The following is a 20,741-nucleotide window of genomic DNA, read 5'->3' on the forward strand; positions in this document are numbered from 1 at the left end:
AGTGCTATAATAGCTTTTTGGGTATTCAACGATGAATTCTGATCTATACGAACTAGGAGTGATAGACTTGAGCGTAATCCGAATGGAGAACGTAACTAAGAAATATGAGAATACATTGATCTTTCGAGATATTTATTTTCGTGTGAGCAAGGGCGAACGTATTGGCTTAATCGGACGAAATGGAGCAGGTAAATCTACTGTTTTTAAGCTAATCATGGGAAAAGAGGAGCCAACGGCAGGAAAAGTAGAGTTAGATCCCAATGTGAAGATCAGCTACTTCTCTCAATTTTCGGAGCTTTCCGGGTCTTTGTCTGTACAACAAGAGTTAGAACTTTGCTTCGAAGAGGTAGCACGCATTGAACAGGAGCTTAACCAAATAGGAGAACAGCTTGGGCAGGTGTCGGATGATGTCCAGATGAATGCACTTTTAGAGCGCCAAGCTGATCTTTTTGAACAAATGGAGCATTTGGATGGCTGGAATGTATCTGTGGAAATCAATACGGTGCTGACTAAATTAGGATTCGATGAGAGATCGCGGCATCAACCTGTAGAGGAGTTATCCGGAGGCTGGAGGAACCGCGCGGCACTGGCTAAAGTCTTAATTGAAGCGCCCGATGTTGTATTGCTCGATGAGCCTACTAATTTTTTGGATATGGAAGGGATCGTATGGTTGGAGCAGTGGCTGCACCGTTTCAATGGGGCGATGCTTCTGGTTTCTCATGATCGGCAATTTATTGACAGAGTGGTCACGCGGACGATAGAAATCGAGAACTATCATTTTCAGGAATATGAAGGCAATTATACCGATTACGTTCGTAAAAAGAAGATGCGTAAAAAAGTGCTCGATCGGCAATTTGAGTGGGAAGAAGAACTTCTCCTTATGGAGTCCGAGGCCATTGAAAACCGTGGTAGTAAGAAGTCTTCTAAGGATCGTCTATCCCGTAAGCTAACGGATATGAAAAAACGAGTGGAACCTCATCCAGTTAACGTATTAATCACTGATATTTATAGTAATTTACGTTTTCCTGACAAGCTGGGGGAAGTGAAGCGGATTGGACAAAGTTATGATGGCCGCTCCATTTTCCAGAACATTAGCTTCGATATTCAAAAGGAAGACCGGATAGCTATCGTGGGTCCGAACGGCAGCGGAAAGTCGACACTAATCAAAGTACTGACTGGACAAGAAGCACCGGAATCGGGGGAAGTGACTTGGGAACGCGGGGTCGGTTATGCGTACTTTAATCAGATGTGGGATGAGCTGGATCATAAAGATACCGTCAGCCATGCCGTAAATGTTTATGGACTGGGACTGGACGCACCGCGGAAAAAGGTGAATAAATTTCTAGCGATGCTCCAATTCTCGGAAATGGATCTGAGTAAAACGATTGGCAGCCTTTCAGGTGGACAGCAGGCCAGAGTGGCTTTAGCGAAATGCCTTCTCTCCGGAGCTGCTGTCATTATTTTAGATGAGCCCACTAACCATTTGGATTTAACCAGTATTCAGGTGATGGAGCAGGCGTTGATTCATTTTCCTGGCGCTGTAGTAACAGTTAGTCATGATCGGTTTTTTATTGATAAAATAGCGACGAAAATGCTCACCTTTGATCCTGAATTAGGCATTACTGAGCAAAATGTTTAGGATTACGCGGGAAGTCGGATGATCACTGTCGTTCCTTCACCTAAGTGACTGGAAATTTCAATTCCATATTTTTCGCCAAAATGAAATTGAATACGATCATGAACATTTTTAATGCCAATATGTTCTTCATCTAAGGTATCTGAGGGTTGAGAGAGACGGAAACGCAGCTGTTTAAGTTTCTCTTCCTCGATGCCAATGCCGTTATCTTTAACGATAATCAGCATATCCTCCCCCGATATCACCGAGGATACCTCAAGCAGACCTGGTTCACTGCGGCTTTCTAGGCCGTGTACGATAGCATTCTCTACGATGGGCTGCAAGGAGAAGTGCATGACCTTAACGATCTCGCATTGCGGATCTAGCTGCTCCATGTACTGTAATTTATCCCCAAAACGTAACTGCTGAATCTTCACATATAGCCGGACATGCTCAAGTTCTTCGCGCAGGGTAACGGTGATTTTCCCAGTCTGGATATGAATCCGAAACAATCTGCCCACGATCCCCACCATCTCGCCAATCTCTCTTTGCCCATTGATGATGGCTTTCATTTGAATAGATTCAAGGACATTTGCCAGAAAATGCGGATTGATTTGGCTTTTGAGCGCACCATACTGGGCTACTTTTTGTTGAGCCTTGGCCATCGAAGATCGCTCAATATAGTTTTGCAAATCCTTAACCATCTTACGAATTCCATTATATAGAACCCCAAATTCATCTTGACGATTACTGTACAAATCCACATCGAAATTCCCCATCCCCACCAGCTTCACCTTCCGGCTTAACAGAATAATAGGTTTGGTTACGCGTTCAGAGAGGATATACATAAATAAGAGTGCAGTGACAAGCGATAAGAGCGCCAAGGTTAAAATGATTTTGCCAAGAAAAGAAGCCTGCTTAGTCATCTCTTTTTCATCAATATATTGAATGACCTTCCAGTTGGAGTAAGGAGAAGTAACAAAATTTATGTACGAATCCTTGTCATCAAAAGTACCATATAAGCTCCCGGCGTCATTGTTCATAAAAGTGTTAAGCGCCTGTTTGTCGATAGGGACTGGCTCTAAAGGACTCGTCTCCAATGAATCTGAGCTGTAAACGTTGCCCCCCTTATCGTCTAAAATAATAAATTTCCGCTTGCTATTCTCGGACAGCTTTAAGATTTCCCGTAATGAATCCAGCCGGATATCGATTAACATGACACCTAAGGGCTGCTTGCTTCCTTTTTTATTAATGACTCTGGCGATGGAGATGACGGATTGTTTGGAATTGGTGCGATAGAAGGGGAGATGACTTCCAAACAGGATTACGCCCCCCTTTTTTTGCTGCGTTTGTAAATACCAATCCTCTTGGGTGTAGTCCTTCACATCATAATCCGCACGATTGAAATTGGCGGAGTAGAATACACGTGACCCCGCGAAAATCTGCACACTGTCGACATTTTTAATCGTCATTTCAATCCCGCTGATGAACTGTTCAATCGTGTTTCCATACTGAATACTTAGATCATTCCCGATATTATCTTTGTTGATAGTCCAATGCTCGAGAGCGGTTTGTAATTGACTATCTACCTGGGCATTAAGGGTCCCTTTTTCAATACTTTGCAGATACTGGTCGATGTTGAAAGAAAGATTATTAAGGATGAGATTAGAGCTGCTTTGATATTCATTTTTGACGGCTTGATTTGAAAAAATATAGATAATCGCGGATATAATCAGCAAAGGAATAGTAATGGTCAGGATCATCAGCACAAAAATCTGCCGATTGACATGCCGCATCCGATAACGTTTTTTTGGCTGGTTTATTTGCATCATTTTGCTTACCACCCCGATTGTTTTCTATAGTCTGATGGGGTCATGTTGGTGAAGAGCCGGAACGTTTTAACGAAATGCTTATAGCTCTTGTAACCACACATTGTGCAGACATCGGTCACTAGAATTTCCGGTTTTTTTAAGCATTCCTGCGCGTATTCCATACGGATTTCGGTTACAAATCGCATATAGTTCTTATCGAGTTTTCTTTTGAACAGACGGCTTAAATAAGAAGGGTTATAGAAGAAGCGATCCGCTACCATTTGTAGAGTAATATCTTGATCAATATTAGCTCTAATGAAGGATTTAATATGTTCAAAGATAATCACATCCTGCTGATGGTTATCCGTCAGACCTTCGGTATATATGTTCCCCAGATGAACCATCCAATTCCCCAGCCACTCGAACATGACCTCAAGGGAGTGAAAATCCTCAACAAAAGTAAGGTTTAATAGTTTATCGCTGTACACACCATCCCTATGAATGTGGTTTTTATTAGCGAAGCGGATAATGACACTTATGATTTCTTGTACATATGCAAGCCATAGATCAGGTGAATGGCCATCTGTTTTATGCAAAATATCTTGTGCCAATCGTTGCATTAATTGTAGAATCTCTTGTTTATTGGCGTTTTCGATGCAGGAGATTATTCGTTTCTTATCGTTGTCATCTAGTTGGATAAGCATTGGTTTAGTAGCTGTGGCGCCTGCCTTTATGGAAGAGATATGGAATATATTCTGTTCATTCTGATAGAAGCGTTGATATAACAGCTTTTCAGACTCGTGAAGTAATGAAGTGATTAGAGACAGTTCGTTCGTCACTGTACCTATGGCAAGATAAAGGGCAAGATGATGTTCTAACGTAAGCTTGTTCAAATGCTGATCGAGTTCAGTAAGTACTTGGGTCTCAAAAGGGACAATGCTCGTTGCAGTCTGTGATCCCATGACTATTAGCCCGTATAGTTTGGATTTAGCAGCATATGTAAAAATAGATCGTGGCAGACTTGCCGGGAGATAGGCCTCCGTTGCAAGATGTATGAACTTAGTCGCCTGTTCTCGCATCCACCTTGTGGATGGTGAAGGTGTTTCTCTGATAGGGAAACCTGCCAAAACAAAAGGGAGATACAGATAATGTTTACTTTTGAAACTACATAATTCAGCGATTAAATTAGTGTCAATTGCAGGTTGTTCTTCTTCGAGTAGTAGCTTTATAAGCTGTGAGCCTTCCAGAGTAGAACGTTTCCTTTGTTCTTGTTGTTTAAGTTGCAGCTTGTTCATGCATTCTTGAATCACGGTTAGGCTTTCTTCATATTCCAGAGGTTTGAGTAAAAAAGCATGCACACTCCCAAGCTTGATGGCTCGTTGAGCGTATTCGAAATCATTAAATCCTGTCAAAATAATAAACAAAGTATCAGGAAGGAATTGGCGAAGCTCTTCTATCATCTGAAGACCATCCATTTCGGGCATGCGAATATCAGTGATCACTAAATCTGGCTGCTCACGTAGTGCGGTAGCGACGCCTTCTTTTCCATTCTCCGCTTCAACAATACTCTGAACACCAAGCTCCTGCCACGAAAAGTAATGTTTTAATCCCGTCCGTATTAACGGTTCATCCTCTACAATCATAAGCTTGTACATGAAATCCCTCCGGAAGACTAGATTTATAGTGGATTTTTCAACAACGATATCATCAAATGTAAGTTATAAGCTAAAAATTAAAATAATTATAGGTGAAATATGTAATGTATTATAACATTGAAGAGGGGCTGAAAGAAGGTATAGGTCAGAATACGACCCTAAATGTAAAAGGAGTGGGATTCTCCTGAATTTATAATTGATTTATGATTAGCGCAAGGAATGAGAAAGCATTCTATTCCACAAAAATAATAGGGGGTAGCACATGAGAGCAATGAAAAAAGGGCTAATGAGCATTGTTGGTGTCGCACTTTTAGGTACACAGTTAGTTGCATGCGGAAATACGAATACAGCGAATTCCGCCAATGAACCAAGTAATAATACTGATAAGAGTGAGCCCGCGGCCACTGAGACTGCTGCTAAACCAGTAGAAATAACATGGTGGAATTTTCCGAGCTTTCAAGCTTTAGATGGTGAAGTTGGCAAATATGAGAAGGAAATCATTGCAGCTTTTAATGAGAAGAATCCGGAAATTAAAGTCAACCTTGAGATGATCACCTTTGAAGGCGGCCCTGAAAAACTGAATGTGGCAATTGCTTCGAATACCGCACCTGATGTAATTTATGATGCTCCTGGACGGATTATTGACTGGGGTAAAAAGGACTTATTAGCACCTCTTAATGATATGGTGACCGATGAAGTGAAAAATGATATTTCGGAAGCCTTTTGGAAACAGTCTAGTGTTGGCGAAGAGATCTTTATGTACCCGATCAATACAGCTCCTTTTATGATGGCGGTAAACAAGACTGTTTTTGAGAAGATTGGCGCGCTAGATTTGCTTCCTCTGGATAAGGAAGACCGAACTTGGACGTTTGAAGAATATAAGAAAGCGCTGGAAGCTGTTAAAGAAAAAGCACCTGATGTTATTCCTACCGGATTCTTCGCGAAGAGCCAGGCTGGAGATCAAGGAACTCGTGCATATCTTGCTAACTTAGGTGTATCCAGATTTCTAAATGAAGATAATTCCGCAGTCGCTATCAATACTGATAATGCTGCAAAAGCGTTGGATTGGATCGTTCAAGCTACAAAAGATAAACTTAGCGTTTCTGGTGCGGCTTCCCTTGCGGCTGCTGACGTGAACGACTTATTTTTACAAGGGAAATTAGCCTTTACACTCAACTATTCTGCAGTACTTAAAGCTCAGAACGTATCTAAAAAAATGGTTGAATTCGAAGATGTTCTGCTTCCATTCCCTACTTTAGATGGATCGGAACCTAAGCTTGAACCTTACCTCGGCGGTATGGCTGTATTCAATAATGGTGATGAAGCTAAGATTGCAGCTTCTAAGAAGCTGATTGATTTTATTGCTAATGATCCTGTATGGGGGAAGAAAAACTTGATTCAAACAGGTGGTTTGTCTGTTCGTAATTCGATTACAGGCCTCTATGATGATGCAGAGTACAAATACGCTGAGTATGCTCGTAAATTCACAACAGATGCACCTACCATTGCCGATGGATATGCTGATATTCGTACTTTCTGGTTCCCTGAATTACAACGTGCTTTAACTGGAGGAGCAACCGGTAAAGAAGCTTTGGACAGCTTTGCTGCAAAAGCAAACGAAGCGATTACGAAAGCAAAGGCTGCAATGAAATAAAAAAAGTGAATGGTGTCTAAAAGAATAGAGTGCGGCAAGCACTCTTTTCTTTTTAAATCATTGAAGAAATGGGGAAGGACTGTGGGGACAACGGTTCGCAAAATAAAAGGTTATGTGATTCGTGACTGGATGATGAGTTATCTCTTTTTAGTGCCGGCATTTGGGTTTTTCCTGCTTTTTGTAGCTTATCCGATGGTGAAAGGGGTCTATATTAGTTTCTTTGATTACTCCTTGAGAGATTTCAGCTTTATTGGCCTCGATAATTATATCTCCTTAATAAAAGATGATAACTTCAGGAAGTCGATGGGAAATACATTATTGCTTGTACTCATCACCGTACCCATCGTTATTATTTTCTCGTTATTTATCTCTATGAATATTTATAAGAAAAAAGAGTTTGCCAGATCGTTTTTCCGCGGAGTGTTCTATTTGCCGGCTGTATCCTCGGTCGTAAGCATCACAGTCGTTTGGGGCTGGATCTATCATCCGAACTATGGGATTCTAAATTATTTAACCAGCTTTTTGGGAATGGAGCCTATATCCTGGTTAGGAGATACGAGGACTGCACTGCTTGCTATTATCGTGGTTCTGATAACGACCTCTGTTGGGCAGCCGATCATTTTATATGTGGCATCTATTGGGAACATTCCTACTTCTTACATAGAAGCAGCTGAGATTGATCGAGCGACGCCTTGGCAGATTTTCCGGAAAATATTATGGCCAATGCTAATGCCAACGAACTTATATATTATCGTGATTACCACGATCAACACCTTTCAATGTTTTGCGCTAATTCAGTTGCTCACCTCGGGTGGACCTGTGTATAGCACATCGACTGTTATGTATGGCGTTTACGAACAAGCCTTTATGCTCGGTCATTTTGGATATGCCTCGGCGATGGGTGTCATCCTTGCGATTGTGATCGGGATCATTTCTATCATTCAATTCAAATACTTTGGCAGTGATGTTGAGTATTAAGGAGGGGACATCATGAATTCTACGAATCCGTTAGAACTGACAGCACCTATTGGCCAATCTAAGAAAGTAAGCAAATGGAAAAAAGAATTGACGATTCCAAAAATATTAGCGACCTTCCTGTTGATTCTAGCAACGTTGTTTTTTATCTTCCCTTTTTATTGGGTGGTTTCAGGGGCATTTAAGCTTCAGACTGTGGCAACAACGATCCCCCCGGAATGGTTTCCGGCTAAGCCGACTCTGCAAAACTGGACCGAGTTATTTAAGAATCCCGTTGAGCGCTGGATGTTTAACAGTTTCATCATTGCTTTTTGTGAAATGGCAGCGATTTGTATCGTTTCTTCCTGTGCTGGATATGTGCTAGCCAAAAAGTCTTTTCCTGGCCGAGGGATTATCTTTACGATGTTTGTTGCCGCTATGGCATTGCCTAAGCAAGTTATTCTTGTCCCGCTGTTTACGATGCTTGCAGATTTTGGGTGGGTCAACACGTATAAAGGGCTTATTTTACCAGCGATTGGCTGGCCATTTGGAGTCTTCCTAATGAAGCAGTTCGCGCAGACGATTCCAGGAGAATTAATTGAAGCAGCCAAAATAGATGGCAGCTCTGAGATTCGTTTGTTCGGAACCATCATTTTACCTTTGTTAAAGCCTGCAATAGGGGCACTGGCAATCTTTACCTTCATCACTTCTTGGAATGATTATTTCAGTCAGCTGATCATGACCAGATCGACTTCAATGATGACATTACCACTTGGGGTAGCGACTCTTCGGGGTGAATTCACAACAAATTATGGACTGCTTATGGCGGGTGCTGCGTTAGCCTCTATTCCTATGATTGCAATTTTTCTAATGTTCCAAAAAGCCTTTACTCAAGGGATTACTATGGGGGCTGTAAAAGGCTAATTATTCTTATAACAACGAAAATTAATAGTGATGAATTAAACGATGGAGGCTGTAATTTATGAAATCATATGATCTTGAATCCTTTAAAGGCATTATTATTGCTATGTACTCCAGTTATGATGCTGAGGGGGAAATCGATAAAGAAGGAGCCCGAAAATTAGCTCGTCAGTATGCTTCTACGGGAGTAAAAGGTCTTTATGTTGGCGGAAGCTCTGGCGAAGGTATGCTGCAATCTGTAGAAGAACGCAAACAAATGCTCGAGGCAGTTATAGCAGAGGTTGGAAAAGAGCTTACAATCATTGCTCACGTGGGTGCCCCATCTACAAGAGACAGTGTTGAACTAGCTATCCATGCTGAGAAAGTTGGCGCACATGCCGTATCGGCTGTTCCAGCGATCTATTATCGTCTTTCACCGGACAGTGTTGAAAGTCATTGGCAGGCGATTATTGATAGTACGGCGCTTCCATTTATTATCTATCACATCCCGCAAACTACAGGCTTTCAATTATCGAAAAGCTTGCTGATTAAGATGGCAGCTCAGGATAAAGTAATCGGGGTGAAAATTTCGGCGGAGAGCACGTTTGAGCTTCAGCAATTTAAAGCCGCAGGTGGGAAGAATTTTCTAGTCTTAAATGGACCAGATGAGCAGTATTTGGCGGGCCGCAGTATTGGGGCAGATGGCGGGATTGGTGGAACTTATGGGGTGATGCCCGAGTTATTCCTAAAAGTGGAACAATGTTATGTGCAAGGAGAGATGGCTGAGGCGCAGAAATGGCAGTTTATCATCAATGATCTCATTGTTGAATTGCTATCCTTTCCTTCATTATATGGTGCGTGTAAAGCGATCCTTAGTGTGCGCGGATTTGAAACAGGTCAGCCAAGAATGCCGCTTTTACCGATTAAGGATTCCGATCAGGAGCGGGTGGAAGCTCTGAACAATAGAATATTAGATTATATTCTTGAAGCGAAGGGATAGGGTTAATAATGACTCGAATAAGTGATATCTTTCCGGTGAAAGGTCTGATTGTTTCCTGTCAGGCACTTGAGCATGAGCCGCTTCATGGTGGGGATACAATGGCTAAAATGGCAAGAGCAGCGGTTCAATCAGGAGCTATAGGAATCCGGACAAATGGTGTTCCAGATATTGTAGCTATCAAAAAAGAAGTAAATGTACCGGTCATTGGACTTATTAAACGGGATATTCCCGGATCAGCCATATTTATAACACCAACCTTAGATGAAGTGAAGGCGATTGTTTCTGCAAAAGCAGAGATTGTTGCGCTTGATGTAACGAATCGGGAAGAACGCTTAGAGTCAGTAAAGCCATTAATAGAATATGCACATCTGAGAGGTGTGCTGGTTATGGCGGATATTTCGACATTTGAGGAAGGGCTTGCCGCTGAGAAATTAGATGTGGATTTCATTGGTACCACGCTTTCAGGCTACACCCCATACAGTACACAGCAGGAAGGACCGGACCTTGTCTTAATTCAACAATTAAGCAAATCAGTGAACATTCCTGTTGTTGCGGAAGGACGGATATGGACACCGGAAGACGCAGCAAAAGCTAAGAATGCGGGGGCATCCTATGTTGTTGTAGGAAGTGCAATTACTAGGCCACAATTGATCACTTCGAGATATGTTAAGGCCGTGAGCGATTTCAATGACTGACGGAGGTGAGTCCGCGATGGAAGGGTATGATCCTCATATAGAATATGCGATCGGAGTAGATATTGGCGGCACGAAAATTAATGCCGGACTCGTCTCTTCACAAGGGGACGTTTTACATACTGTAAGCCTAAGCACATTGGCTGGACAGACGAAAACAATGGATCGCATTATACTAGCTATTCGGACATTAATGGATGAAATAACAGCACAACAAGCGGGAATTCAACTCCAAGGAATTGGCGTAGGATCAGCAGGGCAAATGGATTGGGAGGCGGGACGTGTCCGTTCCGCTTCGGAGCTTATCCCTGGCTATGCTGGCACAGCTTTGAAGGATTTGCTTCAGACACAGTTTCATCTTCCGGTAATCGTTGATAATGACGTGAATGTATTAGCATTAACAGAGAAATATTTAGGCTCAGGCAAAGAGGTAAAAGACTTTATCTGTCTTGCCCTTGGTACGGGCGTGGGTGGAGCGATAGTCGTAGACGGCCATCTTGTCCACGGTTCTTGGGGTGGGGCTGGAGAGTTAGGCCATATGTCTGTAGATTTCAAAGGGCCTGCATGCATTTGTGGTGGAACAGGCTGCTTGGAGCAGTATGCTTCAGGCACAAGTATCGCACGTCGCATGCGCGACAAGCTTTTATTACATAACCAGTCCCCAGAGAACGTAGACTCACGGGAAGTGATAGCGAGATGGCGGGCAGGTGACTCTCTGGCTACAGCGTTAATGGAAGACACGATTGCTGCGCTCGGATCCGCGATTGCTTCATTAATCCATATTTTTAACCCTAAAGTCATCGTCATTGGCGGTGGAGTTGCTGAAGCAGGCGAACTTTTGTTTGAAGGCATTAGAAGGGAAGTAAAGGGCAGAGTAATGCCATCGATGCTGGAAAATGTTCGTATTGAAGCAGCCTATCATGGTAATTTATGTGGAATGATCGGTGCGGGGCTGCAGATGTGGGAGTATAGTCCCGATAAAGTAAAGAGAGCAGAGCTATAAGGGTCTATTCACCATCTATCTGTATAGAAAGTCATGGGGAGCAATACGTAGAAGCGAGTTTAATTGTACATCGTACAACTATATTTCTCGAATCCCTCCAGCCGATGGATGTAAGTGTATTTTGTACAGCTATTTTCTTGATTTACAGCCTTAGTGGTGGCTTCTCGTGTTTTTAGTTGTAGAAAATGCAACTAAAGTCAAAATGATTGCATTTGCCTACGAAATAACTGTATAGAATACATTTATTCTATTTCTCAGATTCCCCTGAGATCCGGTGTAATTGGCGAATTCTCCTCTATCATCTGCTCAAGCACCCTGCCAGGCAGCGTTTCTCCGATTATTGGAGAATTGTTGTCTGGTTGTCTTTTTATAGATTACTTTTTTTTGTCTGAAAATTACCTATTTTAAATGATGGGCTTTTTATAATCACCTTAAAAATGGAATATATAGAACATATTAATTCTAAAGTATTATATTCCGCTAATAGTATAGTCCTACCTATGTATATTTATTTGGAAACCGAGTTTGGAAACAAAGGCAAATTCGTACGAAAGTCGGAGACGCAAAGCCACGGGTCTAATTCATCCCACGAAGGGATGTTACGACAGCCGGGCCGCTCAAGGCACTTGGTTTTTTTGCGTGCCTAAAAATCCCCCTGAAGGAGAGAAAAGAATGAGGTTCAGAAGTAGAGTGAGGACCCCGAGGAATAGGCTGATGCTGCTCACGGTTATGTGTATGTTTGTGAATTTGTTTGCCGGAGTAGTTGAAGCTGATATAGCTTCGGCAACGGGGAGTGATCCAGGTCGAACAGATTATAGTGTGTTCGGTGATCAGATTGTATGGATGGAAAAGGATGCAAAAGGAATCAAACAGGTACATACCCTAAATCAGACTAGCGGAGCAGCTAAAATACTCACCTCCAGTTCTTCTGCTAAAGATGCACCTGCAGTTGGTGGAGGTTTTGTGGTGTGGGCTGATAAAAGTAGTGAAGAAGAATCTTCACTGAACTGGGATATTTATAGTTCCAACATTTCTATTGGATCTCCTACCAAGCTCAACCAAACGTCAGGACAATACGGCAATCCATCAACAGATGGAGTGGGCGTAGTCTGGTATGAGCGTACACATTATGGAAATATGATCTATCATGGTTTGGCCTCGGGTGTAGAAGCGGAACTGGGTGAGGGAAGATTTCCGGTCCTAGCTAATGGCATAGTAGTTTATAAAAATGCTCGGAGCGGAGGACTTAGCATGCTCAATTTGAGCAGCGGAGCCACACGTTCCATAGTCAGGCTGGGTGGAGCGAATTTTGTAGATTGGTTCGTGTTCAATGGTAGCCACGTGCTTTGGAAGCAAAAAAATGGAGCTTCAGAGAGCAAATACGTCTTGATGTCCATCAAGGATTTTACTTTATCGCCTATGGATCTTACTGCAATGAATATTTCTAACACGGATTATGCTTTTATGGCGATAGGTGCAGGACAAGCGGTCTTTCAGGTAGAGGTAAATGGTGCTCCTGTTTTGAAGAACGTTAATCTTTTATCACGGAGTGTTACTTCTCTTCCCGCACTCCCTTCAGGCGCGAAGCTTATAGGAATTAGTGGAGAGAAACTTCTTTATAGCATTAATGACCAATACATAGAAGCAGTACAGTTGGATGTAGATTAGGGGCCGGGTTCAACTCCAACTCCGAGTCCTAATCCTAATCCTGACCCAGACTCGAATTCAAATTCAAATTCAAGCGGGAATTCAGGTTCAAACATTTCAGTTCCAACACCAACGGGTCCTAAAGACAGTAAGGTGTTTGGAGATAAAGGCGGCATTTTGACTGCGGCAAATGGTTTGGCTCGTTTAGAAATTTCAGCAGGGACATTTCCTGAGAATACAACAGTAAGTTTGGTTCAAGTAGAAGAAAGTAAGACTCAAACGGTTATCGATAATAAAGGAATTAAACTACGTAAAGAAAGTTCTAGTTGGCAAGTGGAGGCCAGCTCAACCTTTAAACTTCCAGCGTTACTGGCTATTGGATATGCAAAGGAAACTCCTTGGACTACGAACCGAGAGAAGCTCGGAATCTATCAATATGATACTGCATTAGGAACTTGGAGCTACTATGGCGGGGTTACTAACCTGGAAGACGATTTCGTCCGAAGCGCAATTACGGAATCTGGAATCTATTCGGTGATGCTACGGGAAAGAAGCTTTACTGATATGACAAGCCACTGGGCTCGGCAAGAGGTTGAAGTGCTGGCATCAAGAGGAATTGCGGATGGAATGACTAGTACTGATTATGCACCAAAAGCCACACTGACCCGTGCTCAATTTACGAAACTGCTAGCAGCTGCGCTCCAAATCAAGCCGATCCTTCCCGCTGCTCCAACCTTTCGTGATGTTTCAGCGCAGAATTGGTCTTATGGATGGGTAGAGGCTGCTGCTGCTGGAATTGTGAAAGGGGACGGGGGTCTCTTCCGTGGAAATGATCCTCTGACTCGAGAACAGATGATGGTTATGCTAATTCGTGCTATCGAAGTGCGAACGGGAGTTGAAGCTGACGCATCTGGAATGAATAAAATACAAGCTGAATTGGCACGGTTTAAGGATAGTAATGGCATCAGCAGCTGGGCAAAAAACTCTGTCGCAGCAGCGATTTATAATAAGTTAGTACAAGGTGACGGGTTGTATCTGTATCCTAAGCATTCCTCTACAAGAGCCGAGGCTGCGATCATTGTCTATAAACTGTTGGCTGAGCTAGAGCTACTCTAATCATAATGAACGGGAGAATAAAGATGATCATTAGAACTGTAAAAAGGAAATGGCGTCGCGGAAATATGAAATTATGTATCCATCTTATGTTTGCTTTTCTGTTAGTTGTTTCATATATCCCAGTATTTCCAGCGTTGGATAATTTGACTTCGAAGGCATATGCAGCAACAAATATGCGAATTGAACCTAGCGAGATTAACCCTGAAAAGGGGGAAATGAGCAATATCATTTTTAGCTTTAATGCTGCGGATGATGGTCAAGAAGAGCATGAGACCAATATTAATCTTTGTAGTCCACAAGCAAATGGATCGTCACCTGTATTAGCAAAGCTAATTAAAAGCGGTGTCTATAAGACGAAAAACAATAAAGGTGAGTACATCGTTCATAATGTAGATTGGGACGGGAAGATTGGAGGTGTCCCGCTGGAAGAAGGGCGGTATGCGATTTGTATCTCTCCATCTACTTATAACGGAGTAGGGGTCTTTTATGGCCAAATGGCTAGTTTCGAAATTCTGGGCGGTGAGGCAGCGATTGCACCAACCGAGCTGGATATTAAACCAGCCGCGTCAGGAAACGCCTCTATCATCTCAGGCTCAGCTGCAACAGGAACCACGCTGGATCTAGAGTTATATTACCCCGCTGAGGGAGATCGGTGAAATATGAGGGTATCTCAGTCAACACCGCTGGACAGTGGAGTGAAAATGTAGAGCTTCGTGTAGGGTCAATTGCCCACATTACAGCAAGAGCTAAAAAGGATAGTCATCTTTCTGGCTATTCAGAGCCGCTTGAAGTGCTTCGTGTACTGACTCCAGCTTTTTCCGTCAATTGGGAAGCTATTGCAGCTTTTTATTACAAATTGGATTCTGTAGAGGCTACGAAAGAAAAGGCAATAGCTTTAGCTGACATCAATAATTCAGCAACAGCTACTGGAAATGTCAGTGGATTGACCTCCATATTGTTAACTGAGCCGGAGTCTAGTGACACTATAAAACAGGAGGAGTTATCGCAATTTACGGAATTAGCGCTTGCAGATCGTCTGAGAATTGTTAATCTTACGGGACTGACACCGGTTGATCCGGCACGCGTTAATTTTGTCTACGCTACTGATGCCATAACTCTTCAGGCATTAATGCCACTTCAGTTTAGTTCGAATTATTTAAGTCGCGATTCGTTTAAAGGCGTAAGCGGACTTGGCTGGCACCATAGCTATGAATGGCAGCTGACGCCAATCAATGACGGTAAGATTGAGGTGATGAGCCGTGACGGCTCACGTTTTAATATATTCCTTTATCCGGTGGGCGTTATCTGACTCCGCGCGGCATAGAGCATTTTTTGAAGCATTAAGGGGCAAATAAGTTGATATCAAAATAGAACTACTATAATATCGACCTTGAAGGCGACAATCCTCAAGGTCTTTCTTTCTCCCACCCAGTGCCGAATGAATCTGGCGGTTACGTTATTAAAGATAATGTAACCCTGATCAGCCCCATATAGAAATTCTGCGAATTGTATAACCTATTTGTAATGTTACACCCTTATTCAACTTCCTCAAAATTCCTAGTTACCTCCATGTCTCATTCCTAAAACCATACCTTGGTATTCTTGCGGATTTTCGAAATAAAACAACTTCCGCAACTTTATTCAGACATACGTGGACTACTCTTAGTAAGAGCATTTTAAAAATCACTCGCAACTGTCTGGACTGATATGCTCCCCATATAGTAGACAGGTGAAATAATAAATCCTGTCGCTGTATGGGGAGCATTTTTATGGAACAAAAGAAGTATACAGCACTGGAAAAGTTAACGATTCTCCAAGAAATTGAACGGGGCGACATTGGTTTGAAAACTGCGGCCCGGAAGTATGGAATATCCAAAAACTCTATAGTGAAGTGGCGGCAACGTTATCAATTGTATGGATACGAAGGGCTGGAAGTCCGAAGCTATAATCGTACGTATTCTGCAGAACTTAAACTCCATGCCGTTAAGGATTATCTCGAGGGAGGATTGTCGCAAAACCAAATCATCTGCAAGTATAAGATTGCAAGTTCAACCCAACTCGCCAACTGGATTAGGAAGTATAATGGTCATAGCAACAGCTTAACAGCTCATTCAGGAGGAACTAAAGCTATGACCAAAGGACGCGTAACCACTTGGCAGGAACGGATACATATCGTGCTGTACTGCCTTTCGAACGGAGAAGACTATACGAAGGCGGTAAGCCATTTTCACGTGTCTTACCAACAAGTATATAGCTGGGTAAAGAAGTACGAAGCTGGTGTTGAAGAGGCGTTACGAGACGGTAGAGGACGCACCAAAGCGCTTGAAGAACTTACGGAAGCAGATCGCCACAAACTCGCGATGCAAAAGCTGGAATACGAGAATGCACGCCTGCGTGCGGAGAATGCTTTTCTAAAAAAGTTAGAGGAACTCGAAAGGATGAGACGTTTAGAACCATTCGCCAGGTGAACATCTATCAGGCCATTCAGGCCGTTCAGCAGGAACAGTCTTGCTCCATTCGGCTTTTGTGTGACATCGCAGGGATTTCACGGTCAAGTTATTACAAATGGTTGAATCGCAAACCCAGTTTTCGAGAGGCTGACAACGAGAAACTGACAGAGGCCATCCTCCTCTTGTATGAGAAGGTGGAACGAACCTTTGGGTATCGCCAATTGACCCTGCATTTGCGCAGACAAATGGATAAATCTATTAACGCAAAGCGAGTGTACCGGCTGATGAGATGCCATGGCATCCAGTCAGTCATCCGCAGAAAGAGAAAAAAGTATGTAGGCTCCACGCCTCAGCAGGTTGCAGAGAATGTGCTGAACCGTAATTTTGAGGCTGAAGCTCCAAACCAAAAATGGGTAACGGATGTAACGGAATTCAACGTAGTGGAGAATAATCCGTTAGGATTTACTGATCCTACAGGAAATATGAAATGGTCACAGATTGATGATTTTTGAAAAGGTCTATTGGGTTCAGCAGGAAGCCTTATGTATGATTTTTTCAATAGATTTATGTATAATGGATATGAGATATTATTCCAATATATTTAAAAAAAGGGGAGCATCGGGAGTGATGAGCCATACAAAAATAAGTTGTTGCTAGAGGGAAGGCAAGAGCCAGAACGAATTACGATCCTGAGCTGCCGATTTATATCCTGTATGCTTCCGATTCTACAGGGCTACCTATAGGTGGTTTCGAATCACATCGTAATGTGATCAATTTCTTGACTTGGAGTACTGAAGAGATGGAGGAGTTGTAGTGGAAGAATTAAGAAAAAAAGTGGAGCAAATGATTATCGAGATATTAGAAATTCCACAGGACTCTGTTATAGAAAATAATATTGAAGATGTCGGAATTAACTCATTGTCATATGTAAGGTTAATCATAAATATAGAATCGGAATTCGGTATATCAGTTCCTGATGAGCTTCTTTCTTTGAAGATGCTTCCTAGTATTGACGATATTGTCGCTTATATCACTATTAACACTTAGTTAATGTGCTACAAGCAAGTGGGATTAATGAAAAATTGCGTATGTACATAAGCTTGAAAGTAGAGTTCTTTTCTCGGTTGTGGCTTTGTAAATGACCTTTGGTCAGCGGAACCCCGCGATTGGCAGTCATTGAGTGCGTTGATTCAGAACTTGTTGATTCATTCTCACCGATTACATACCGAGTAAGTCTTTGTTTCCATCCTAATGATGATAATTTCAGCAAAAGGAGGTCTAGATATTGGTATCTAATCAAGTGCTTGAAGCAGAATATTATTATGATTCAAGTGGCAGACCCAATGAAATAATTCAAGATCTAGGCAATTGTTTAACTAGAAATATTTATTTTATTCTTAAAGATAATCTTGAAGATCCAGAACTCTTAATGAGTGCTTATATTGATGATTTTTCTATGATATTAATTACTGATAATGAAGAAACAATATTAGATATTCAAATAAATGATATAAAAAGTCCTACTTGTTATGTCATTATGAACAATGGATTAGAGCTGAAAAACGATGGTCCAAAAGCAATACAATATATCGAATCATTACTTTGTAAAGGGGAGACTGTTTTAGTAAATACAATTATGAAACTGGTTCCATTTTACAAGACTTTTAAAGAAAATTCGAGTATAGAAGAACTCGATGTGGTTGACAATCATTTTTTCTTACTGTTAGGTCAGACAAGTGATGAGTTTTATTATATGGATAATTATGTTAACTATAATAAGCGATTCAAAGCTTATCCAAGCAATAAAAGTATAGGGATTGATTTCAAATCAAGTTTTTTAAATGCTTTTAACTACCAGTTTAGATGTTGTACTCTAAAGCCTAATTATTCTGAGTTGAAAAATTTAAACACTAGAATACCTTATATAATTGATCAATCTATAAAAAACTATAAATCCAAAATGATTGATAACAAGGATGAGCGAATAGTGTATCTTGGAAGAAATATGCTTCGGAAATTCATTGATTTATATAGTAAGGGACAAATCCAATTGAATGATGCTATAAAAAACAGAGATCATGACGTGTTTTCCTTGTCTAGAACCATTTTTAACAGGAACATTGGTAGAAAGAAAATACTATTATTATTTTTGAACAATCTCCCATATTGTCTATCCATTCAAAAACTGGTTGATGCTATTGAAGAGAATTTAGTGAAGTGGGAGTTAATAAAAAATACTTTGACGAAAAAATATATGAAAAATGATTTCTTATGTGATGAGAAAATGGAGAAACTATTGGAAAATGTTTTAGAATCCGAAGATGCCCTATACCAAATATTGGAAGAAAGTTTTGATTTTATTAGTACAATCTCGTTTTTAAATAAAAAAAAAGACACAGATGCTCAGGAAGTTTTATCATGAGTTTTATAAGGTAAAGCGTTGAAGAATAAAGGAAAGTACAAAATAGTATTTGTTAACAGTAAAGTGTTAAGAAAGCAACTTGTCGGAGGATGGGAGCTTTTTTCATCTGTCTCGAAAAGCAAATAAAGGAAATATAAGGATTATTTGTTTTTACTATAATCTTTCCTGAATTTTTTTCTTGATCAAATAGAAAAATTTACCGATAATGTTTTTGGGGATGGTGAGTGAACAGTCGGATCTATCATTCGCCCCTAATCTATTCATAAGGAGTGATGATGTTTGAGTACGCACAACAACATTAAGAAGTCCGAGAGAGGTCAGTATTCGTAAGAGAAGAACACCCTCATTGGCTATGGGAGGCACTATCGGACAATGATGACTTTAATGAACATGGTGCGGGGAACGGAAAACGATCTTCCTGCTAAAGAGATGATTAAGTATTGGAATCATGAGCCTGGAACCTTAAAGATGGTAAGGGCCAGCAGCAATTTTATTTATACCTTTCAGTGGAATGGTAAACGCTTTTATTTAAGGTTTACTCATGAAGAGGATAATTCTGCAGACAATATCCAGGCAGAGCTGGATTTTATGATGTATTTATTAGAGCAAGGTTATGAGACCGTCGCTCCTGTGCGTTCTAAGTCTGGCAATTGGATTGAAACGTTGTTAACGGATCACGGGCGATACCACGGGGTAGTTTTTGAACAGGCCCAGGGTGAATATGTTTCACTTGATGAGATGAAGGAACCTCATTTTTATCAATGGGGCCAATCGCTTGCACGTCTGCATAATTTTTCGGAAACCTATGCACCGAGCACACCTTATCGCAAAAGCTGGGTCGATTCATTGAATTTTATTTATTCCGTATTGAGCAGGCATCCTGAGGAGCATAAGGCGCTTAAGGAATATGAGCGGATTGAAGCTTGGCTATCAGAGCTTCCTTTTGGAGTAGGGCATACTGGGCTCGTGCATTATGATTTTGAGATGGATAATATCTTTTATATGCAAGAAGAATCCCGCTACAGTGCCATCGATTTTGATGACTCTATGTATCACTGGTTTGCGATGGATATTACATCGGCGTTAAGAGACCTGACGGAATCGGATGATAATGAGAGTAGAAGAAACATTGACCATTTTATTAATGGATATAGATCGGTTAAGCAGCTAGATGATGAGTATATGAAGTTGATACCTGAATTTCAAAGATTTGCAGACTTATACAGTTTTGCTAGATTACTTCGGTGTATGGAGAATACGGATGATTCTATTTTCCCGGATTGGGCGAAACAGCTTAAACTGAAATTAGAAAGAGTTTGTGACCGATTACGAACCGGCTTTCAAGCACATATAGTGCTGAAGGATATTACTGAAAAAAACTGGTACGCTTGTACTCAATTAGAAGTATCGGATGAGCAAAAGGCTATTTTTCCTGTACCAGTGGTCTATTGGTTAGCAGAAGCAGCTTATTGTGGTATGACCCCGCTCGCTTTATACGCAGATGAAGAATTGGTAGGTTTCTCTGTGTATAGCGTAGATCCTGAGGATGGAAGTTATTGGATTATGGCTTTTATGATTGACCAGAAATATCAGAACAGGGGTTTAGGCAGAACGGGTATGGATACCTTAATTCGTTATATTAAAGCAGAACATCATTGTGACAAAATCGTTATTGGCCATCGGATCGAAAACGAACGTGCTACGAATTTATATACATCACTTGGGTTCGTTGAAGTCAGTAGGGACGAGTTTGAAGTTATACGAGGGTTGGTAGTGTAAAAAGGGAAAAGCCGCCAAGGGTTTGGCGGCTCTTTTTTATATT

At 41.4% G+C, this 20,741-nt stretch carries 18 protein-coding genes and 1 riboswitch; of the genes, 16 read left to right on the forward strand and 2 right to left on the reverse strand.

All coding sequences use genetic code 11. The features are described from left to right. Positions 1–67: 67 nt before the first annotated feature. On the forward strand, positions 68–1,639 hold the full coding sequence (locus MHB56_RS26955; RefSeq protein WP_076189919.1) for an ABC-F family ATP-binding cassette domain-containing protein: 1,572 nt from the start codon (positions 68–70) through the stop codon (positions 1,637–1,639). 2 nt (positions 1,640–1,641) lie between these two features. Here MHB56_RS26955 and MHB56_RS26960 read toward each other — a convergent pair whose 3' ends face one another. Together MHB56_RS26960 and MHB56_RS26965 are read right to left on the reverse strand one after the other, a co-directional pair. Further along, complete coding sequence (locus MHB56_RS26960; RefSeq protein ID WP_076189920.1) at positions 1,642–3,447, reverse strand: cache domain-containing sensor histidine kinase; 1,806 nt, start codon at positions 3,445–3,447, stop codon at positions 1,642–1,644. A gap of 5 nt (positions 3,448–3,452) precedes the next feature. After that, positions 3,453–5,081 carry a response regulator transcription factor gene (locus tag MHB56_RS26965; RefSeq protein ID WP_076183512.1) on the reverse strand — a complete coding sequence of 543 codons (1,629 nt, stop codon included), beginning with the start codon at positions 5,079–5,081 and terminating at the stop codon, positions 3,453–3,455. Between the two features lie 262 nt (positions 5,082–5,343). Here MHB56_RS26965 and MHB56_RS26970 point away from each other — a divergent pair, with 262 nt between their 5' ends. The 15 genes from MHB56_RS26970 to MHB56_RS27040 all read left to right on the forward strand — a co-directional run bounded on the left by MHB56_RS26970 (position 5,344) and on the right by MHB56_RS27040 (position 20,698). Beyond that, entirely contained in the window at positions 5,344–6,735 is a 1,392-nt protein-coding gene (locus MHB56_RS26970) for an ABC transporter substrate-binding protein (protein WP_076183515.1), read from the forward strand. 81 nt (positions 6,736–6,816) lie between these two features. Beyond that, on the forward strand, positions 6,817–7,713 hold the full coding sequence (locus MHB56_RS26975) for a carbohydrate ABC transporter permease (RefSeq protein ID WP_428323518.1): 897 nt from the start codon (positions 6,817–6,819) through the stop codon (positions 7,711–7,713). Positions 7,714–7,725: 12 nt separating this feature from the next. Beyond that, complete coding sequence (locus MHB56_RS26980; protein WP_052096997.1) at positions 7,726–8,613, forward strand: carbohydrate ABC transporter permease; 888 nt, start codon at positions 7,726–7,728, stop codon at positions 8,611–8,613. Between the two features lie 58 nt (positions 8,614–8,671). Next, the gene (locus MHB56_RS26985) at positions 8,672–9,589 is read left to right on the forward strand and encodes a dihydrodipicolinate synthase family protein (RefSeq protein WP_340012479.1); all 918 of its coding nucleotides are present in this window, start codon (positions 8,672–8,674) and stop codon (positions 9,587–9,589) included. Between the two features lie 8 nt (positions 9,590–9,597). Next, positions 9,598–10,284, forward strand: a complete 687-nt coding sequence (locus tag MHB56_RS26990) for an N-acetylmannosamine-6-phosphate 2-epimerase (protein ID WP_340012480.1) — start codon at positions 9,598–9,600, stop codon at positions 10,282–10,284. 16 nt (positions 10,285–10,300) lie between these two features. Next, positions 10,301–11,284 (forward strand): ROK family protein, encoded by a 984-nt coding sequence (locus MHB56_RS26995; protein ID WP_341144211.1) that lies wholly within the window; start codon positions 10,301–10,303, stop codon positions 11,282–11,284. Between the two features lie 526 nt (positions 11,285–11,810). Continuing rightward, a riboswitch (cyclic di-GMP riboswitch) is annotated at positions 11,811–11,905 on the forward strand. Positions 11,906–11,998: 93 nt separating this feature from the next. Next, entirely contained in the window at positions 11,999–12,952 is a 954-nt protein-coding gene (locus MHB56_RS27000; protein ID WP_341144212.1) for a hypothetical protein, read from the forward strand. Between the two features lie 132 nt (positions 12,953–13,084). Beyond that, positions 13,085–14,047 carry an S-layer homology domain-containing protein gene (locus tag MHB56_RS27005; RefSeq protein ID WP_341144213.1) on the forward strand — a complete coding sequence of 321 codons (963 nt, stop codon included), beginning with the start codon at positions 13,085–13,087 and terminating at the stop codon, positions 14,045–14,047. 23 nt (positions 14,048–14,070) lie between these two features. After that, a complete protein-coding gene (locus MHB56_RS27010) occupies positions 14,071–14,703 on the forward strand; it encodes a hypothetical protein (RefSeq protein WP_076301849.1) in 633 nt (210 codons plus the stop codon). Next, positions 14,700–15,356 carry a DUF6531 domain-containing protein gene (locus tag MHB56_RS27015; RefSeq protein WP_076301850.1) on the forward strand — a complete coding sequence of 219 codons (657 nt, stop codon included), beginning with the start codon at positions 14,700–14,702 and terminating at the stop codon, positions 15,354–15,356. The genes MHB56_RS27010 and MHB56_RS27015 overlap by 4 nt, the downstream gene beginning before the upstream one ends. 460 nt (positions 15,357–15,816) lie before the next feature. After that, positions 15,817–16,515: a helix-turn-helix domain-containing protein gene (locus MHB56_RS27020; protein WP_076301851.1), complete on the forward strand. Its 699-nt coding sequence runs from the start codon at positions 15,817–15,819 to the stop codon at positions 16,513–16,515. Continuing rightward, complete coding sequence (locus MHB56_RS27025) at positions 16,512–17,009, forward strand: IS3 family transposase (RefSeq protein ID WP_179089383.1); 498 nt, start codon at positions 16,512–16,514, stop codon at positions 17,007–17,009. The genes MHB56_RS27020 and MHB56_RS27025 overlap by 4 nt, the downstream gene beginning before the upstream one ends. A gap of 301 nt (positions 17,010–17,310) precedes the next feature. Continuing rightward, entirely contained in the window at positions 17,311–17,544 is a 234-nt protein-coding gene (locus tag MHB56_RS27030) for an acyl carrier protein (RefSeq protein WP_076301852.1), read from the forward strand. 238 nt (positions 17,545–17,782) lie between these two features. Further along, positions 17,783–18,919, forward strand: coding sequence for a hypothetical protein (locus tag MHB56_RS27035; RefSeq protein ID WP_076301853.1), 1,137 nt, complete (start codon positions 17,783–17,785; stop codon positions 18,917–18,919). A 372-nt stretch (positions 18,920–19,291) separates the two neighbouring features. Further along, complete coding sequence (locus MHB56_RS27040) at positions 19,292–20,698, forward strand: GNAT family N-acetyltransferase (RefSeq protein ID WP_341144214.1); 1,407 nt, start codon at positions 19,292–19,294, stop codon at positions 20,696–20,698. Positions 20,699–20,741: the final 43 nt, after the last annotated feature.

This window comes from Paenibacillus sp. FSL H8-0315 (assembly GCF_038005365.1).
Classification (GTDB): Bacteria; Bacillota; Bacilli; order Paenibacillales; family Paenibacillaceae; genus Paenibacillus_AQ; species Paenibacillus_AQ odorifer.

What these genes read in the sequence shown, in the direction of transcription:
- MHB56_RS26980 (WP_052096997.1), top strand. Translation starts at nt 7,726, where the DNA reads ATGAATTCTACGAATCCGTTAGAACTGACAGCACCTATTGGCCAATCT.
- MHB56_RS27040 (WP_341144214.1), top strand. Translation starts at nt 19,292, where the DNA reads ATGATGACTTTAATGAACATGGTGCGGGGAACGGAAAACGATCTTCCT.
- MHB56_RS27000 (WP_341144212.1), top strand. Translation starts at nt 11,999, where the DNA reads ATGCTGCTCACGGTTATGTGTATGTTTGTGAATTTGTTTGCCGGAGTA.
- MHB56_RS26970 (WP_076183515.1), top strand. Translation starts at nt 5,344, where the DNA reads ATGAGAGCAATGAAAAAAGGGCTAATGAGCATTGTTGGTGTCGCACTT.
- MHB56_RS26960 (WP_076189920.1), bottom strand. Translation starts at nt 3,447, where the DNA reads ATGATGCAAATAAACCAGCCAAAAAAACGTTATCGGATGCGGCATGTC.
- MHB56_RS27020 (WP_076301851.1), top strand. Translation starts at nt 15,817, where the DNA reads ATGGAACAAAAGAAGTATACAGCACTGGAAAAGTTAACGATTCTCCAA.
- MHB56_RS26995 (WP_341144211.1), top strand. Translation starts at nt 10,301, where the DNA reads ATGGAAGGGTATGATCCTCATATAGAATATGCGATCGGAGTAGATATT.
- MHB56_RS26965 (WP_076183512.1), bottom strand. Translation starts at nt 5,081, where the DNA reads ATGTACAAGCTTATGATTGTAGAGGATGAACCGTTAATACGGACGGGA.
- MHB56_RS26985 (WP_340012479.1), top strand. Translation starts at nt 8,672, where the DNA reads ATGAAATCATATGATCTTGAATCCTTTAAAGGCATTATTATTGCTATG.
- MHB56_RS26990 (WP_340012480.1), top strand. Translation starts at nt 9,598, where the DNA reads ATGACTCGAATAAGTGATATCTTTCCGGTGAAAGGTCTGATTGTTTCC.
- MHB56_RS27010 (WP_076301849.1), top strand. Translation starts at nt 14,071, where the DNA reads ATGATCATTAGAACTGTAAAAAGGAAATGGCGTCGCGGAAATATGAAA.